Source organism: Erysipelatoclostridium sp. AM42-17, from assembly GCF_003480255.1.
Lineage (GTDB): Bacteria > Bacillota_I > Bacilli_A > Erysipelotrichales > Coprobacillaceae > Faecalibacillus.
Map to the genome: position 1 here is coordinate 1 of NZ_QUIN01000034.1, position 15,251 is coordinate 15,251.

14 protein-coding genes are annotated in these 15,251 nt (G+C 30.3%); 8 read left to right on the forward strand and 6 right to left on the reverse strand.

Annotated elements, in window-relative coordinates; genetic code table 11:
- Positions 1-269: 269 nt before the first annotated feature.
- The 3 genes from DW911_RS10360 (at position 270) to asnB (ending at position 6,492) form a co-directional block, all read left to right on the forward strand.
- Positions 270-1,340 carry a carbamoyl phosphate synthase small subunit gene (locus DW911_RS10360; protein ID WP_118434109.1) on the forward strand — a complete coding sequence of 357 codons (1,071 nt, stop codon included), beginning with the start codon at positions 270-272 and terminating at the stop codon, positions 1,338-1,340.
- Between the two features lies 1 nt (position 1,341).
- Positions 1,342-4,539 (forward strand): carbamoyl-phosphate synthase large subunit, encoded by a 3,198-nt coding sequence (gene carB / locus DW911_RS10365; protein WP_118607786.1) that lies wholly within the window; start codon positions 1,342-1,344, stop codon positions 4,537-4,539.
- A 132-nt stretch (positions 4,540-4,671) separates the two neighbouring features.
- A complete protein-coding gene (asnB, locus tag DW911_RS10370) occupies positions 4,672-6,492 on the forward strand; it encodes an asparagine synthase (glutamine-hydrolyzing) (RefSeq protein WP_118434111.1) in 1,821 nt (606 codons plus the stop codon).
- Positions 6,493-6,519: 27 nt separating this feature from the next.
- Here the strand turns inward: asnB and DW911_RS10375 are convergent, their stop codons facing one another.
- From DW911_RS10375 to nagA, 6 genes are all read right to left on the reverse strand, one after another.
- Positions 6,520-7,023, reverse strand: a complete 504-nt coding sequence (locus DW911_RS10375; protein ID WP_335673712.1) for a QueT transporter family protein — start codon at positions 7,021-7,023, stop codon at positions 6,520-6,522.
- Positions 7,024-7,093: 70 nt separating this feature from the next.
- Positions 7,094-7,426: an HAD family hydrolase gene (locus tag DW911_RS11205; RefSeq protein ID WP_233543072.1), complete on the reverse strand. Its 333-nt coding sequence runs from the start codon at positions 7,424-7,426 to the stop codon at positions 7,094-7,096.
- Positions 7,423-7,860: an HAD family hydrolase gene (locus DW911_RS11210; protein WP_233543074.1), complete on the reverse strand. Its 438-nt coding sequence runs from the start codon at positions 7,858-7,860 to the stop codon at positions 7,423-7,425. Before DW911_RS11210 ends, DW911_RS11205 begins: the two co-directional genes overlap by 4 nt.
- A 59-nt stretch (positions 7,861-7,919) precedes the next feature.
- On the reverse strand, positions 7,920-8,594 hold the full coding sequence (locus DW911_RS10385) for a TIGR00266 family protein (RefSeq protein ID WP_118434113.1): 675 nt from the start codon (positions 8,592-8,594) through the stop codon (positions 7,920-7,922).
- Complete coding sequence (locus DW911_RS10390) at positions 8,591-9,634, reverse strand: lactonase family protein (RefSeq protein WP_118434114.1); 1,044 nt, start codon at positions 9,632-9,634, stop codon at positions 8,591-8,593. Before DW911_RS10390 ends, DW911_RS10385 begins: the two co-directional genes overlap by 4 nt.
- Before the next feature lie 77 nt (positions 9,635-9,711).
- Positions 9,712-10,857 carry an N-acetylglucosamine-6-phosphate deacetylase gene (gene nagA, locus DW911_RS10395; protein WP_118434115.1) on the reverse strand — a complete coding sequence of 382 codons (1,146 nt, stop codon included), beginning with the start codon at positions 10,855-10,857 and terminating at the stop codon, positions 9,712-9,714.
- A 135-nt stretch (positions 10,858-10,992) separates the two neighbouring features.
- Here nagA and DW911_RS10400 point away from each other — a divergent pair, with 135 nt between their 5' ends.
- The 5 genes from DW911_RS10400 to DW911_RS10420 all read left to right on the forward strand — a co-directional run bounded on the left by DW911_RS10400 (position 10,993) and on the right by DW911_RS10420 (position 15,138).
- On the forward strand, positions 10,993-11,484 hold the full coding sequence (locus tag DW911_RS10400; RefSeq protein ID WP_118434116.1) for an Lrp/AsnC family transcriptional regulator: 492 nt from the start codon (positions 10,993-10,995) through the stop codon (positions 11,482-11,484).
- Positions 11,484-12,650, forward strand: coding sequence for an aminotransferase class I/II-fold pyridoxal phosphate-dependent enzyme (locus tag DW911_RS10405; RefSeq protein WP_118434117.1), 1,167 nt, complete (start codon positions 11,484-11,486; stop codon positions 12,648-12,650). Before DW911_RS10400 ends, DW911_RS10405 begins: the two co-directional genes overlap by 1 nt.
- A 107-nt stretch (positions 12,651-12,757) precedes the next feature.
- Positions 12,758-13,384, forward strand: coding sequence for a hypothetical protein (locus DW911_RS10410; protein WP_118434118.1), 627 nt, complete (start codon positions 12,758-12,760; stop codon positions 13,382-13,384).
- A gap of 16 nt (positions 13,385-13,400) precedes the next feature.
- Positions 13,401-14,390 (forward strand): helix-turn-helix transcriptional regulator, encoded by a 990-nt coding sequence (locus DW911_RS10415; RefSeq protein WP_118434119.1) that lies wholly within the window; start codon positions 13,401-13,403, stop codon positions 14,388-14,390.
- 127 nt (positions 14,391-14,517) lie between these two features.
- Positions 14,518-15,138 carry a flavodoxin family protein gene (locus DW911_RS10420; RefSeq protein WP_118434120.1) on the forward strand — a complete coding sequence of 207 codons (621 nt, stop codon included), beginning with the start codon at positions 14,518-14,520 and terminating at the stop codon, positions 15,136-15,138.
- Positions 15,139-15,251 lie beyond the last annotated feature (113 nt).

Genomic DNA, 15,251 nt, shown 5'->3' on the forward strand with positions numbered 1-15,251 from the left:
AGCTCTAGGAGCAGGGCTATGCCCGAAACAGAAAACCACCGGCTAAGCCGGTGGATAATTATTAATTATAAATATAAAAAATATCTTGAATATTGTCATCATTTCTACTATACTATACAGGAATAGAAAGGGATGAGACATATGGAAAAGATTTCGCATAAATATGGTTTTCAACAATTGAATCTTAAGTCTCGTTTTTATATTTTTCATAATTAACATATCAGTCTTGTTATTGATATGTTTTTTTATAACCAAAAAGGAGGATTAGAATGAAAGGTTACTTAATTTTAGAAGATGGTAGTGTTTTTGAGGGAGAAAGTGTAGGGGCTCAAAAAGAAGTTATCAGTGAATTTGTATTTAATACTTCAATGACTGGATATTTAGAAGTTTTAACTGATCCATCATATGCAGGGCAATCGGTTGTCATGACTTATCCATTAATTGGAAACTATGGTGTATGTTTAGATGATCAAGAATCTAATCAACCTCATGTTGAAGGATTTGTTGTAAACGAACTTGCTCGTTTAGGAAGTAATTTTAGAAAAAATATTGATTTAAAAGATTATTTAATTGAGCATGATATTCCATGTATTCAAGGTGTTGATACACGTCATATTACTAAAATTATTAGAAATAAAGGTTGTATGAATGGAATGATTACAACAACTCAATACGATGATTTATCTGAAGTATTAGAAAAAATTCATGCCTTTAAAGTAACAGGTGTTGTTGAAAAAACAACATGTGACGCTCCTTATACAGTTGGAGAAGGTTCATTAAAAGTGGCTTTATATGATTTTGGGGCTAAGAAAAATATTGCTAAATCACTAGCAAATAGGGGAATTGAAGTAACAGTATATCCTGCTAGTACACCAGCAAGTACAATTATTGAAGGAAACTATGATGGTGTGATGTTATCAAATGGACCAGGGGATCCAGAAGAAAATACACAAATTATTGAAGAAATTAAAAAATTAATTGATAGCAAATTACCAATCTTTGCAATTTGTTTAGGACATCAATTAATGGCATTAGCTCATGGCTTCCATACTGAAAAACTAAAATATGGACATCATGGTGCCAATCACCCAGTTAAAGATTTAAATACTGGACGTGTTTATATTTCGACACAAAATCATAACTATGTTATCAGTGAAGATTCTATTGATAGTCATATTGCTAAACCTTGGTTTATCAATGTTAATGATAAAACAATTGAAGGTATGCAATATTTAAATGAAAATATTAAGACTGTACAATTCCATCCAGAAGCTTGTGCAGGTCCTTTAGATACCGATGCATTATTTGATGAATTTGTAAAAATGATGGAGGGAGAATAAGATGGCAAGAGATCAAAGTATTAAAAAAGTATTAGTTATTGGTTCAGGACCAATTATTATTGGTCAAGCTGCCGAATTTGATTATGCAGGAACTCAAGCTTGTCGAGCTTTAAAAGAAGAAGGGGTAGAAGTTATCTTAATTAATTCCAACCCAGCAACAATTATGACAGACAAGGATATTGCTGATAAGGTTTATATTGAACCTTTAACAGTACCTGTTGTTAAACATTTAATTGAAGTAGAAAAACCAGATAGTATTTTACCTACATTAGGTGGACAAAATGCTTTAAATATTGCGATGGCATTAGCCGATGAAGGTTTCTTAGAAAAACATCATGTTAGAACAATTGGTACATCTACAGATACAATTAAATTAGCAGAAGATAGATTAGAATTTAAAACATTAATGGAAAATATTAATGAACCATGTGCAGCATCAATTGTTGTTAATCATGTTGATGATGCATTAGAATTTGCTGAAAAAATTGGTTATCCTGTTGTTGTTAGACCAGCCTATACATTAGGAGGTACTGGTGGAGGTATTGCTAATAACGAAAAAGAATTACATGATATTTGTTCAAATGGTTTACGTTTATCACGTGTTAGCCAATGTTTAATTGAAAGATGTATTGCAGGATGGAAAGAAATCGAATACGAAGTGATGCGTGATAGCGCTGGAAACTGTATTACAGTATGTAATATGGAAAACTTAGATCCTGTAGGGGTTCATACCGGAGATAGTATTGTTGTTGCTCCAAGTCAAACTTTATCTGATAAAGAATATCAAATGTTAAGAAGTTCGGCTTTAAACATTATTACTGCATTAAATATTGAAGGTGGATGTAACGTTCAATATGCATTAAACCCAAATAGTTTTGAATATTGCGTTATTGAAGTAAATCCTCGTGTATCTCGTTCTTCAGCCTTGGCTTCTAAAGCAACAGGATATCCTATTGCTAAGTTAGCTGCTAAAATTGCTTTAGGATATACATTAGATGAAATCGTTAATGCGGTAACAGGAAAAACATATGCTTCATATGAACCTACATTAGATTATATTGTATGTAAGATTCCTAAATGGCCATTTGATAAATTCGTTGGTGCTTCAAGAGAATTAGGAACACAAATGAAAGCAACAGGAGAAGTTATGAGTATTTGTAATAACTTCGAAGGAGCTTTAATGAAAGCTATTCGTTCATTAGAACAAAATATTTATGATTTACATATTCCTGAAGTAGATGGATTACCACATGATCAATTAAGAGATAAATTAAAAAATGTTGATGATCATCGTTTATTTGTTGTTGCTGAAGCATTAAGAAACGGTATTAGTGAACAAGAAATTCATGATATTACAAAGATCGATCAATGGTTTATTGATAAAATTAAACACTTAGTAGAAGTAGAAAATAAAATTAAAACTCAAGAATTAACAATTGATTTATTAAAAGAAGCAAAACGTTTAGAATTCCCTGATCGTGTTATTGCTGATTATACAAATAAATCTGAACAAGATGTTCATCAAATGAGAAAAGATCATGATATTGTTGCTGTATATAAAACAGTTGATACATGTGCAGCAGAATTTGATGCTTCAACTCCATATTATTATTCAGTTCATGGTGGATACAACGAAGTTGATCCTCAAGATGAAAAGAAAAAGATTATGGTACTTGGTTCAGGACCAATTCGTATTGGACAAGGTATTGAATTCGATTATTGTTCAGTACATTGTGTATGGGCATTAAAAGAAGCAGGATATGATACAATCATCGTTAATAATAACCCAGAAACAGTATCAACTGACTTTGATATTGCTGATCGTTTATATTTTGAACCATTAACACCAGAAGATGTAGAAAGTATTGTTGATATTGAAAAACCAGATGGTGCTATTGTTCAATTTGGTGGACAAACAGCCATTAAACTTACTAAAGCTTTAATGGAAATGGGGGTTAAGATTTTAGGAACATCTGCTGATGATGTTGATGCTGCTGAAGATAGAGAAAGATTTGATGAAATTCTTGAAAAATGTCATATTGATCGTCCACGTGGTTCGACAGTCTTTACAACAGAAGAAGCTATTGAAACAGCACATCGTTTAGGATATCCAGTCTTAGTAAGACCATCATATGTATTAGGTGGAGCTGGTATGGAAATTGCTTTAAATGACGGTGATATTAAGAAATTCATGAAGATCATTAATCGTCAATATCAAGAACATCCAATCTTAATTGATAAATATTTAGCTGGTAAAGAAGTTGAAGTTGATGCAATTTGTGATGAAAATGGAGTATTAATTCCAGGTATTATGGAACACGTAGAAAGAGCTGGTGTTCATAGTGGTGATAGTATTTCAGTTTATCCAACTCAAAAAATCAAACCAGAAATTAAACAAATTATTGTTGATTATACTGAAAGACTTGCTAAGGCTTTACATGTTATTGGTTTAATTAATATTCAATTTATTGTATATGAAGATCAAGTTTATGTTATTGAAGTTAACCCACGTTCTTCAAGAACAATTCCTTATATTTCAAAAGTAACTGATATTCCAGTTGTTGATGTGGCTACTCATGTTATTATGGGTAAAACAATAAAAGAACAAGGATATGAATATGGTTTAGCACCAGAAAAAGAAACAGTAGCTATCAAAATGCCAGTCTTCTCATTTGAAAAGATTAAAGGTGCTGAAATTAGCTTAGGACCTGAAATGAAATCAACAGGTGAAGTATTAGGTATTTCTAAAGATTTTGATGAAGCTATTTATAAAGCGTTCATGGGAACAGGTATTAACTTACCTAAGAAAAAGAATATTATTTGTACAATTAAAGATAGTGCAAAAGAAGAATTCTTACCAATCGCTAAACAATACTATATGTTTGGATATGATTTATATGCAACTGAAGGAACATATAATTTCTTAAAAGAACACGATATTCCAGTATCAAAAATAAATCGTATCGCTGATAAAACAAATACAATCTTTGATTTGATGTTAACAGATACAGTTGATTTAATTATCGATATTCCTACAAGAAACGATAACTTAAAAGATGGTTTTGTTATCAGAAGATTTGCTGTTGAAGCAGGTATTCCAATTTATACATCATTAGATACTGCTCAAGCATTAATCAACTGTTTAGAAAAACGTCATAAAGGACAAACATCATTAGTTGATATTACAAAATTAAAATAAAAAGAGTTAAGTGTAATTTTATTTAAAATTACACTTAATCTCTTTTTTGCATATCTTAATGAAATAGATAGGCATATGTGATACAATGAAAACACCTTAAAAGAGGTAACATCAAAAATAGGAGAAAGAATTATGTGTGGAATAGTAGGTTTTTATCATACAAATGATCATTCAAAAGAAGATTTATCTAAAATGATGGAACGTATTAAACATCGTGGACCTGATGAATCAGGACAATTTATTGATGATTATGTAGCGTTAGGACATCAACGTTTATCAATTATTGATTTATCTAATGGAAAACAACCAATGCATTATGGTAAATATGTATTAGTTTTTAATGGAGAAATATATAACTACAAAGAATTAAAAAAAGATTTAATCGCAAAAGGACATGAATTTCAAACAGAATCTGATACTGAAGTTATTTTACATATGTATCAAGAACATAAATATGATACAGCATCATATTTAAGAGGAATGTTTTCATTTGCCTTATATGATAGTGAAACACATGAATTATATTGTGCCCGTGATCAATTTGGTATTAAACCTTTTTATTACTATTATGATCAAGAACACTTATTATTTGGTAGTGAAATTAAAGCATTTTTAGATCATCCTGATTTTCATAAAGAATTAAATAAAGATGTTTTAGATATCTATCTACAAATGAACTTTGTAGCAGGTGAAAATACATTCTTTAAAAATGTAAAACAATTATTACCTGGACATTATTTTGTTTATAAAGATGGTCAATTTGATATGCAACGTTATTATAAAGTTGAATTCAAAGACCAGTATAAAACAGATCAAGAAATGATTAAAGCGATTGATGAAATTATGAAAGATTCAGTTAAACATCATTTAATTGCTGATGTTGAAGTAGGATCTTTCTTAAGCAGTGGTATTGATTCATCATATCTAGTATCTTTAGCTCGTCCTCAACATACTTATACAGTAGGTTATAGTGATGAAAGATATAATGAAATTAGTTATGCTAAAGATTTAACACAACAATTAGGAATTGAAAATAAAAGTAAAATTATTTCAAAAGAAGAATACTTAGAAGTCTTACCTAAAATTATGTATCATCTTGATGAACCAACAGCCGATCCAGCAGCTGTCGCATTATATTTTGTTAGTGAACTAGCAAGCAAAGATGTTAAAGTTGTTTTATCGGGAGAAGGTGCTGATGAATTCTTTGGTGGATATAATACATATCGTGGAGACATTGATAGTGGTATTTATGGAAAGCTTCCTTTTGGTATCAGACATTTTATTTCTAAAATATGTAAACATTTACCTTCAGTTAAAGGTGTACCATTTTTAATTCGTAATGGTGAAAGAGTAGAGGATTATTATGTAGGTGTTAACCCTGTATTCTCTGTTCAAGATTGTAAACATTTATTAAGAGATTCATCTCATTTACATTCACATAAAGATATTGTGGGACCTGTATTTGAAGGAATGAAAGGAACGAATATTCAAAAAAGACAAAGTTTTGACTTACAAACATGGTTTGTTAAGGATATCTTACAAAAGGGTGATAAGATGACAATGGCTCATTCTATTGAAAGCCGTGTGCCATTTACTGATAAGGAAGTCTTTGAAGTCGCTTCAACTTTAAAAGATAATCAAAAAGTAACTAAAGAAAATACAAAAGTCTTATTAAGACAAGCTGCTAAAAAAGTCATTCCTAATGAAGCTTATAAGAAAAAGAAATTAGGATTCCCAGTTCCACTTAGAGAATGGATGAGAGAAGATGACTTATATAAGAAAGTATATGAAGGATTACAAACACCAATTATTAAAGAATTATTTGATGATCAAAAATTAATATCTATGTTAGATGATCATAAAAATCATAAACATGATTATTATAAAAAAGTTTGGACAATTTATTGTTTTTCATTATGGCATCAAGTCTTCTTTAGTGAAGAATATCAATAAAAAAAGTACTTGCGTTACGCAAGTACTTTATTCTTTTATCATTGAAATAAATTTATTGTTTTTTTCTAAACCTTTAAAAATAAATGCGCTAATAAATAAAATGATAGCTTCACCAATAGCTACATAAATAGCGTTAATAACAAATGGAATTGAGTAGACATATGCAAGTTCACTACCAACAATGATACCTGTAATAATAGCACCTAAAGCAGCAGCTACATAATGGTTTTTAGATTTGTACATGGCAATACAAACAATAATTGTACTTAAAGTACCAAAGCAAATATCAACCATTCCAAGTGGTGAAAATAAATTAGCGATAATACATCCTACAGTTAAACCAGGAATGTATTTTTTATTATAAAAGGCTAAAAAAACAATCACTTCTGAAATTCTACATTGAATTTCACCGTATGATATGGGCGACAACATAAGTGTTAAAACTGCGTATATTGCCGCAATCATAGCGTTCAATAATAAAAGATTCACAGAGTTTCTTTTATTCATTCTTGTGATCCTTTCTGTTTCCACTTAAATGTCACCTCATTGAAAACAGCATTATTATAACGAATTTTATAAAAAAAGGCTAGTCTAAAATAAATTAAATTAGCCCAATTTTGATACATCCTTTATATAAACCGTCTTGATCAATAGAATCAATCACATATGTTGCCTTCTCTTTGGCTAATGGATCACCTTGTCCCATACATAAAGAGATTTTAGCATATTTAAACATCTCTAAATCATTGGTTGAATCACCAAAACAAATATATTCATCGCAATGATAAAACTCTAATAGCTTTTTTATACCTGTTGCTTTTGTTGCTTGATTATGAGTGATATCACAATATGTAGAAACGCCAGGTAGAATAGAAAGTCCTTTAATATGTCTAAAAGGTTCATAATCATATCCCATAGGACCATAAGCAATCATCGCTTGTACTTTTTGACCATGATAAGTTCCCACTGGAGGAAGGATAGAATTAATAAGCGAATAGCGTTTAAAACATTATCATCGGGTTCTTGAGTTAAGATTCGATGTTCCATCTTTAAGGCAAGAGGAATATGATGTTTTTTTGCTACATCAATACATTCTTCGACTATTTCCGGGGAAATAATATGTTCTTCGATAATATTGAAATCTTGATCTAGAATGATTTGTCCATTATTACACACAAAGCCATCCCAATTAATAATTTGATCTATACCTGTTCTTTTTAATGATTCTACAGCTCTACCGGTTGCAATAATAATAGGATATCCATTTTCTTTTAATTGTTTAAGTGCTTGAAGGGTAGAAGGACATACTTGATGATGAACATTATCCATCAAAGTCCCATCAATATCAAAAGCAATCATTGGTTTCATAATTTCACCTCGGGTAGATTTTAACATTTATACAAATAAAAAAGAACAAAAAATTGTTCTTATTTATTGGATGGAAAATACGGAGCAAGAGTTCTTGCTAGTGCTGGAATTGGTGCTGTTTGTAAAACAATTTTTCCAGGACCAGTTACGACAGTATTGAAAAAACCTTCGCCACCTAATAATTTATTTTTCATTCCTGATACAGATTGAATATCTAGTGTACATGTTGCATCCATCATGGCTAAATAACCGGTATCAATAATCATTTGTTGACCAGCTATTAAATGATATTCAACAGTGCTACCATCAATTTCTAAAAAGGCAGTGCCTGTTCCAGATAGTTTTGTCATGACAAAACCTTCACCACCAAATAATCCGGTAGAAAATTTCTTGTTATAAAATAAAGATGTTTGAACCTGACTGGTACTAGCTAGAAAAGCAGATTTTTGAATAATGATTTCTTTGTCTTGTGATATCTCTACAGCTTTAATTTGACCAGGAAACGATGAAGCAAAAGCAATTAAACCTGGTTTTTTAGCTGTATAGTAATTTTGGAAAAGCGTTTCATTGGAAATCATACGACTTAATACTTTGCCAAAGCCACCACCTTTAGTAGACATTTCAATATCAGGATCCATCCATGCCATCGCACCACTATCACAAATCATACTTTCATCTTGATCTAGATGACATATGACAACTGGAAGATTACCACCTTCTATTGTGTATTTCATGATTTTTCCTCCTTGACGACAAGACAAACAGGACTAGGTATACTTAATGTATTTTCGGTTTTAACTAGTTCTTCATTTTCTTCATCAAATGTAAGAAGTTCAATGACATTATCATCTTGACCACCTACGAGTAAATAACGATTATCTACTAATGTAAAGTCACGTGGTGATTTTGCGGTATGCACCATATAAAGTAAAGAAAGTTTTCCATTATTTTGATTAACTCGATATAAAACAATGCTATCATGACCTCTATTAGAGACAAATAAATGTTTACCACTAGGAGATAACTTAATAGCTGAAGCACTTGAAAAACCATGGAAATGTCTAGGAACACAGTGAATAACCTGTATTAAAGTATAATGTCCTTCTTGATAAGAATAGACCATTACGCTATTAGCTATTTCATTGGATAAATAACAGTAACGTCCGTCTTTTGAAAATATCATATGTCGAGGACCACTTCCAGGTAAAACAGCTTGACTTAAATCTTCTCTTTCTTTTAAAACCCCATTATCAAATTCATACATCACAATTTTATCAGCCCCTAAATCAACACTATATAAGTATTTTTGATCAGGTGTAATACCAACACAGTGTGCATGAGGACCTGTTTGTCTTTTTAATAAATCTGGTCCTAAACCATGATGATGAACAGCGCCAATTTTATTGATAATTTTACCTTCTTTTAAAGTAAAGGATGCTGTAGAACCAACGTGATAGTTTGCTGTAAATAAATAATCTTCGTGAGGACTTAAACAAAGATGTGTGTATGATCTTCCTTGAGATTGAAATGATGAGTATGGGACAAGTGCAGTTCCTTCCATCAAATAACTAGCAACGCCACCACCATCATTAAATCTTGATGCATTTTTTAATGCAACATATAGTTTTCCATTTGATTGAATCATATATGAAGGAAAATCTTTTGTTTGTACATGTTCTATTAAAGATAATTGTTTTGTTTCTTCGTTGAAGTCACAAATATAGATTCCTTTTTGATTGCCTTTTCCATAACTTGAAACATAAAAAATAGACATAATCTTTCCTCCTTTTTTATTATTGTATCATAAATATAAACAAGAAAAAAAGAATACATTGCTGTATTCTTTCATAACTATTTAGTTAACTGAGCTTTCCCTTTGCAGTAAGTTTGTAAGACATCATAGTTATCTTCTAAGACAACTAAATCAGCATCGTAACCTACACCAATATAACCAACATGATCATCTATGTGTAAGCATCTAGCTGGATTAGATGTACATGCATTAATAGCGTAATTAACAGGAACTAAAGCATCTTCAATTAAGATTTTTAAACCTTTATTCACATTTAAAGTAGAACCTGCTAAATTTCCGGCTTCTACTAAATGCGCACTACCATCTGGGTAAATCACAACTTCTTGACCACCAAAATCAAATTTAGTACCTGTAGGGAATCCTTTACACATTAATGAATCAGTAATCATAATACTGTAATCAGGACCTTTAGAAGTAAAATAATTATTTAAGGCAGCAAGTGTAGAGTGGTTACCATCACAAATAATTTCTCCATACATATTACGAATACGATAAGCACCACCAACTAGTCCGTTAGCACGATGAGTAAAAGGAGACATAGCGTTATAAACATGAGTCATACTTCTAGCACCATGAGCAAAGGCTTGAACAGCTTGCTCATATGTTGCATCAGAATGTCCAATACTTACAACAACATCATTTTGACTACAATAACGAGTTAAAGCAAAATCATCATCATTTTCTACTGCCATTGTTATATATTTAATTAAACCATGAGCAGCTGCTTGATATCTTTTAAATTGTTCTACATTTGGTTTAACACAGTATTCTTCAGGTTGAGCACCCTTATGTGCTTTATTTAAATAAGGACCTTCAAAATGAATACCTAAAATTTGTGCTCCTTCATAACCTTCTTCAACAACTTTAGCGACATTACTTACGGCTTTAGTTAAGACTTCTTCACTTTGAGTAAGGGTTGTTGCTAGAAAACCGGTAACACCTTCATTTACAATACCTTTAGTCCATTTTCTTAATCCTTCTTCATTGGCATCGTTAGTATCAAAACCATAAGCACCATGACAATGAATATCAATAAATCCTGGAAGAATTCTCAAATTACCATAATCTTTAGTCACTTCTTTTTCATTATAATTATAAATCTCTTTAATAATACCATCTTCAATTTCTAATTGAGCAGGGATGAATTGATCAGCGATCCATACTTTTTTACTTTGTATTATCATATTTTCACCTCATTATTATTATAGTCCAGAATTCTTATCTAGACAAGCAAATTTATATCGAATATCTAAAAGAAACATTTACCTCATTATTAAAATGTTATATAATTATAAAAATGAAATAGAGGAGGATATTTTATGGATGAAAAATTACTATTATCATTGATAGAAAATAACGCAAGATTGGAAGTTACTGATCTAGCGGCCGCCTTAAACGAAAGTGAAGAAAATGTACAAGAAACACTAAAAAAATTAGAAGATAAAAATGTAATATGTGGGTATCATACTTTAATTAATTGGGATAAAACAAATACTGATCATGTTGTTGCTTTAATTCAAATTACAGCTAATCCTGAAAGAGAATACGGTTATGATCGTATCGCTAAAAAGATATATCAGTTTCCTGAAGTTGATACAATGTATTTATTATCAGGAAGTTATGAATTTTTAGCTGTTATTCAAGGTAAAACGATGCAAGAAGTTGCTCATTTTGTTGGAAGTAAACTTGCTTGTTTAGAAGGCGTTGCCGGAACAGCTACACTTTTTGTTTTAAAGCAGTACAAACGTATGGGAATTTGTTTTGATGATGACAAAAAAGATGATAATGAAAGATTATTGGTGACTCCATAATGGATTTTACAAAAGTTGTTAATAAAACAGTAAAAGAGATTAAACCTAGTGGAATCCGTAAGTTCTTTGATTTAGCTAATCAAATGGAAGGTGTGATTTCACTTGGGGTAGGGGAACCAGATTTTGCAACGCCTTGGTCAATTAGAGAAGCAGCGATGTACTCTATCGAAAAAGGAAAAACATTTTATACAGCTAATCGTGGTTTACTCGAATTACGTGAAGAAATATGTCATTATCAAAAAAGAAGATTTAATTTAGATTATAAACCAGAACAATGTATTGTTACTGTTGGTGGTTCTGAGGCGATTGATTTAGCTTTAAGAACATTAGTTGAACCTGGTGATGAAGTTATTTTATTACAACCAAGTTATGTTGCTTATACACCGGGAGTAGAGCTTGCTGGTGGAGTTGTAAAAAACATTATTTTAACTGAAGAAAATGAATTTAAACTAACACCAGAATTATTAGAAGCAGCCATTACTGATAAAACGAAAGCTATCTTACTTAATTATCCAAGTAATCCTACAGGTGGATTTATGACAAGAGAGGATTATGCTAAGATTGTTCCTATTATTAAAGAACATGAAATCATGGTGATAACTGATGAAATATATGCTGAATTATCTTATGAACATCAATTCTGTAGTATTGCTGCATTTGATGAAATCAAAGACCAAGTTATCTTAGTAAGTGGTTTTTCAAAGGCTTATGCAATGACAGGATGGCGTTTAGGATATGTTTTAGGAAATGAATATATCATTAAATTAATGAATAAAATTCATCAATACGTTATCATGTGTGCGCCAACGGCAGCACAATATGGGGCTATTGAAGCTATGCGTAACTGTGATCATGAAATCGAAAAAATGCGTCAAGCCTATTTGTTAAGAAGAAACTTCTTAGTTAAAACATTTAATGAAATGGGATTAAAGACATTTACGCCTCAAGGAGCATTTTATGTCTTTCCAAATATTACTTCTACTGGTCTTACATCAGAACAGTTTTGTGAAGAGTTATTAAAAGATCAATTAGTTGCTTGTGTACCAGGAACGGCTTTTGGTGAAGCAGGAGAAGGATTTATTAGGGTTTCTTATGCTTATAGTATTGAACAATTAAAAGAGGCTACTAAGAAAATTAAGATATTTGTAGAAAAAAGGACAAAATAATGTCCTTTTTATTTTAACTCCAAATAAAAGGTGTTAATATAGTCATATATAATTCGTACCTTTCATATATTTTCTATAATGAAGATGTAAAAAAGGAGACGATCTATATGAAACTTAGAAGCTATCAACGTGCAACAAATAAATCAATTATTGAAGTAAAAAGATATTTATTAGAAATGTCTAAAGAAATCTATGAACAAGATATACATGATATCATGAATCAATGTATTGATACTTATCAGTTAAAAAAGAAATTAAATAAAAGAAAAGATATTCAATTATGGTTATTTATGAATATAAAAAAAGCAATTGATCATAGTGTTTCTTTTGATGATATTGAAAATCATCTTATTTATATGAATCATTTAATTCAATCAACATATCAACCATTATTAGAATATAAATATAAATTATTTTATTATATTCTAGATCAAGTATCTTTTTCAGTAGAATCCTACTGTTTAATTAGACATTTATTAAAATTTAAAACAAAACAAATAGAACAATATATCGATAATATCGAAGATATTGTTAAAATGGATGAAGAAAGATATCATTATGTTGCTAGTGAAATCTTATTGTTAGAAGAACAATATAAACAAGCTTACCATCATTTACCTTATGTATGCTTTGACCATCGTCTTCAAGTATACCAACAAGCTCTTTATAACGATTCTCCTAGAAGATTTGAAAATCTTTTTGAACAAACCGGATTTCTCTACGCTCTTGCATGATATAAAGAGGTGAAAAATGGAAAAGTTATATTATATTTTAAAGATATTACAGGATGCAGATGATATTATGCCAGCAATGCAAATACAAGAACAGTTGGAAATACAATATGATATTTCTATTAATGTTAAAACGATTTATCAGGCTATTAAAAATTTAAATGATTTATTTATGTTATTTGCTGGAAAACAACTTATTGAAACAATTAGAAAAAGAGGTTATCGTATTATTCAGGATTATTTTGAAGATGGGCAATTACAATATTTATGCGATACCATTATCTATAATCCTAGTTTAAGTGAAAAAGAAGCTAAACAATTAATACAACAATTAAAGAATATGAGTTCAACTAAACAGCTTGATCGTATTCATTTAAACCAACCGGTTCATCAATCTTTAGAATATGATTTATTACTTAACTTAACAACCATTATTAAAGCAATTCACCATCACCATAATATTTATTTTCAATATGTAAGTTATGATATTGAAAATGCTACATTTAAAGAAGTAGTTCATGAAAATGGTAACCATGAAAATCCTCAATACTATATTATCTCTCCTTATCGTCTTATTTTAAGAGATTCTAAATATTATGTATTAGGGTATTTTAGTAAGCGACCAGATAAATTATCAATTTATCGTTTAGACCGTATGCGCTTAGTGAGAAATTATCATAGTGAATATGTGGATATTCAAGATCAATTTGATATGGAACGTGAAGTAAATAATAATGTCAATATGTATATATCTGGCAAAAGAGACCAGTTACAGTTATTATTTGATCAAACTGTAGTAAGAGAAATGGCGAGTCAGTTTGGCAAAGACTGTCAGGTATCTAAACAATATGATGGACGTTATTTATTAAAGGCTCAAGATGTTTTAATATCAGATGGTCTGATTGGTTGGCTTATGATGTTACAAAATCATGTACAAGTTGTTTTACCTTTATCTTTAAAAGAAGAAATGAAAAACAGAATAGAAAAAATGTTTAGACAATATAAGTAAGTGATTCTAACAAGATGTTAGTCTTCTTTTTGCATGACAGTATAACATTATGAATAAGATATTGCACTTTATTTGATTATTGAACTAAAATAATAATGTAATAAATATAGGGAAATGGAGAATGAAGATGAAAGTACTTATTATTAATGGTAGCCCTCATCCTAAGGGAAATACAAAATTAGCGTTAGATGAAATGGTTAAAATATTTGACCAAGAAGGGATTGAAAGTGAAATTGTTCATGTAGGAAATAAAGATGTAAGAGGATGTATTGCCTGTATGTCATGTAAAACAAAGTTAGATCATTGTGTGTTTGATGATATTGTAAATGAAACAGCTAAAAAATTTGAAGAGTGTGATGGACTTGTTGTGGGGACACCTGTTTATTATGGCTCTGCCAATTCTACTTTAATTTCTTTTTTAACAAGATTATTTTATAGTACTTCATTTGATAAAACGATGAAGGTAGGAGCAAGTGCGGTGATTGCTAGACGTGGTGGTATTTCTGCTACATATGATGAACTTAATAAGTTCTTTGCTATTTCGGGTATGCCTATTGCTTCAAGTCAATATTGGAATTCAATTCATGGTAGAGAACAAGGTGAAGTCTTACAAGATGAAGAAGGATTACAAACAATGCGTGTTCTTGCTAGAAATATGTCTTTTTTAATGAAATGTATTCATGATGGTAAAGAAAAATATGGTTTACCTGAAAAAGAAGAATTTCATAGAACTAATTTTATCAGATAATGAAAAAAGAGCTAATGCTCTTTTTTAGGTATATTAAAATATCTGTAGCTTAGAGGTCCACTTTAAAATATCGTGGGGAGGAACCTATAAAATATCTAGGGGATGTAAATACA